The 3,367-nt window shown below is 69.1% G+C and carries 2 protein-coding genes; both read left to right on the top strand.

All coding sequences use genetic code 11. The features are described 5' to 3' along the window. The first annotated feature begins 853 nt into the window (after positions 1–853). Entirely contained in the window at positions 854–2,074 is a 1,221-nt protein-coding gene (gene repA / locus AX737_RS14640) for a plasmid partitioning protein RepA (RefSeq protein WP_066922464.1), read from the top strand. Beyond that, a complete protein-coding gene (gene repB, locus AX737_RS14635; RefSeq protein WP_066922466.1) occupies positions 2,071–3,108 on the top strand; it encodes a plasmid partitioning protein RepB in 1,038 nt (345 codons plus the stop codon). The genes repA and repB overlap by 4 nt, the downstream gene beginning before the upstream one ends. Positions 3,109–3,367 lie beyond the last annotated feature (259 nt).

The raw sequence follows: 3,367 nt of genomic DNA, 5'->3' as shown, positions 1-3,367 counted from the left end.
CCTCAATCCGCCCCCTCCCCTTCTCAGATCGCATGCCGGATGCTGGGTGGCGATGCCGCTGTCGCCCCAAGGGCCGTGCCATCTCCTGCGCTCGTGCCATCCGCTCAGGCTGTAGCCGTGCCGACGCCTCGGCCTGCGACGCGGCGCAGTCCGCCGCCGCAGCCCCGAAGCGATCGAACCGCGGATGGCTTCGTCCATTGGCGCCGAGCGCCGCCTGCTCGCACCTCTGGCCGCCGCGTACCCACCCAGCGTGACGTAGGCGCAATGGGCGGTCACCGTCGAACTGAAGCGCACGAACGGCACTTTCCAGACCTACAAATCGCGCCTGCGTTGCGCCAGCCGGATCGAACAACGAAACGCGCTGTTCTACGCGACGGACGATGGGCTGTTCGCGCTCGGCGAGACCGAGACCCCGGTTCTACCAGAGCCGGCCCCCGAACTTGTGGCGTGCTGGGTGGCACGCATCCCTGGCGCAGGACCGATGCTTCGGCATCTCGCGGAGGTCTGGCTGGCGGGGGTGACACGCCCTGCCCTCGCCGAGGCGCTCGGGCTCGCGCCCCGGGGCGTCACCTTCAACACTTAACCCTTCGCACCTTCGCGCCGCGGGCCTGCTCAGCGAGCCCACGCTTGGGCAAACTCGCATCGCGGATGCTCTGGTTTGCCGAGCGGAGGAGCGCAGGGAGGCGTGTTGAACGCCGATCCGGCCCGCGGGTTCCTCCACACGCGAATCCGCGGCCGAGCTTGTGCCGGGCTTGCGCGGGACTCGACTCTCGCTTGCGAATCGGCCTTGATCGGGCTGAGTTGCAGTTTGTTCGCCATTTTGGCGATTTTTCTGCAAGCAAGGCCCAAGAGGATGAACCAGCACAGCGCGGTCCAGCACGCCGAGCCCCCTGCCCCGATCGCGCCCGCCGCGTTGATCGGCGCGCACGCGGCGATCTTGCGCGAGCAGCTACAAGCGATCTCGTCGGGCCTGTTCCCGCCGAGTTCGGCCAAGACGCTGCGCCGCTTCACCTCGACCGAAGTCGCGCGCATCGTGGGCGTCACCGCCTCGCGTGTCCAGCAACTCGCGGCGGAAGGGCTCGGCCCGCAGCCGGATGTGTCCCCGAACGGCCGACGTTCCTACAGCCTCGCCGATATCCACGACCTGCGCGCCTACCTCGACGATAACACCCGGGGCGGGCGTCGCTACCTGCCGCACCGGGGCGAGGGCGACCACCTCCAAGTCATCGCCATCGCGAACTTCAAGGGCGGCTCCGGCAAGACCACGACGACCGCCCACACCGCGGAAGGGCTGGTGCTGCGCGGCTACCGCGTGCTCGCTATCGACCTCGACCCGCAGGCGAGCCTCTCGGCGCTCCTGGGCGTTCAGCCGGAGCTTGAGGTCGGCGAGAACGAGACCCTCTACGGCGCCATCCGGTACGACGGCGCGCAGCGTCCGCTCGAGGACATCATCCGCCCCACCTACTTCACCGGCCTCGACCTCGTGCCGGCCAACCTCGAACTGATGGAGTTCGAGCACGAGACGCCGCGCGCGCTCGGCCAGCGCCGGCCTGGCGATCCCCTGTTCTTCGACCGGGTCGTTCAGGCGATCGAATCGGTCGCCGACCGCTACGACGCAGTGGTGATCGATTGCCCGCCGCAGCTCGGCTACCTCACGCTCTCGGCGCTGTGCGCGGCCTCGGGGCTGCTCATCACCGTGCATCCGCAGATGCTCGACGTCGCCTCCATGAACCAGTTCCTCGCCATGACCGAGGACCTCCTCGGTGTCGTGGCCGAGCACGGCGGCAAGCTGCAGTATGACTGGCTGCGCTACCTCATCACCCGCTATGAGCCCCAGGACGGCCCGCAGACCCGCATCGTCGGGATGCTCCGCACCCTTTTCGAGGACGCGGTGCTGACCGCGCCCATGGTGAAGTCCTCCGCGGTCTCGGATGCCGGGCTGTCGAAGCAGACACTCTACGAGATTGCGCGTGAGGGCATGACCCGCTCGACCTACGACCGGGCGCTTGAGGCGCTGGAGGCGGTCAACGGAGAGATCGACGGCCTGATCCGGCGTGCGTGGGGTCGGGCATGAGCCGGAAGACGAACCTCGACGCGCTGTACGGGCGCCGGCCCGATCCGAAGCCAACGGGCGAGGGCGAGTTTGCAGCTGCAAACCCAGCCGCACCGAGCCCCGAGTTTGCACCTGCAAACCAGCCCCCTGCCCCACTCCCGGAGCGGCGGCGCAGCGGCGCTATCGGTGCGATGAGCGGGGCGCTGCGCAGCCTCGCCGCCCAAGCCGACGCGGCGGCCGCGCTGCAGACGGGCGCCTCCGTCGTGGAGCTCGACGCCGGGCTGATCGACGATTCCTTCATCGCCGACCGGGTGGCGGATGCCAACGACCCGAGCCTCGCGACCTTGGTGGAGAGTGTGCGCGAGAGCGGGCAGCAGGTGCCGGTGCTGGTGCGCCCGCACCCAACGGCCGAGGGTCGCTACCAGATCGCCTACGGACGGCGTCGCACGCGCGCCGCGCGAATCCTGGAGCGCCCCGTGCGTGCCGTGATCCGGCCGCTCACCGACGCGGAACTCGTCGTCGCGCAGGGCAAGGAGAACCTTGAGCGGCGCGACCTCAGCTTCATTGAACGGGCCTTCTTCGCGCTCCGCATGGAGCAGCACGGCTTCCCGCGCGCGACGATCACGTCGGCCATGGGCGTCGGCAAGGGCGATCTCTCGTCGCTTATCTCGGTGGCGAAGACGGTGCCGGAGGACGTGCTCGCCGCAATCGGCCCCGCCCCGGCCGCCGGGCGCCCGCGCTGGCGGGATCTCGCCGAACAGGTGAAGACCGCCGACCGGCACGCGCTCACCACGCTCCTCGGAGACCCCGCCTTCCAGGCCAAGGGTACGGACGAGCGCTTCGCCGCGGTCTACACCGCCCTGGCACCGAAGCCTGAGCCCAAGCTGAAGCCGCAGACGTGGAAGGATGTCGAGGGCCGCAAGGTGGCGCGCGTGGAGCGCGCTACCGACCGGGTCGCCCTCTCCTTCGACGAGACCGTCGAGCCGGGTCTGGCGGACTACGTCCTCGACCGGCTTCCCGAGATCCTGGCCGCCTACCGGGCGAGCAAGGGCTAACCCCGCCGATCCACTCTCGAAATGAAAGGAGACGAGGTCACCGCAAAAAGAAAGGGCCCACCGAACCGAAGCCCGGCAGACCCCCTCTCTGTAGTCTCGCAAGCACAGAGAATCACATCTCCCGGCACATCGCAAGGCTGAACCCCGCCGATCGCGCATAATCGCGTGACGGCGAATGCCCGATCTTGGCCCGGTGCTCGACCCGAGCATGACCCTCCACATCACGACGCCCTTCGGGCGGCGATCGCTGACGGCTGCG

Source organism: Methylobacterium sp. CCH5-D2 (genome assembly GCF_001556475.1).
GTDB lineage: Bacteria > Pseudomonadota > Alphaproteobacteria > Rhizobiales > Beijerinckiaceae > Methylobacterium > Methylobacterium hispanicum.
The sequence above is the reverse complement of the archived record's forward strand: the minus strand, read 5'-3'. Positions and strand labels throughout refer to the sequence as shown.

Coding starts and splice junctions, on each gene's coding strand:
- repA (WP_066922464.1), top strand. CDS start 854: ATGAACCAGCACAGCGCGGTCCAGCACGCCGAGCCCCCTGCCCCGATC.
- repB (WP_066922466.1), top strand. CDS start 2,071: ATGAGCCGGAAGACGAACCTCGACGCGCTGTACGGGCGCCGGCCCGAT.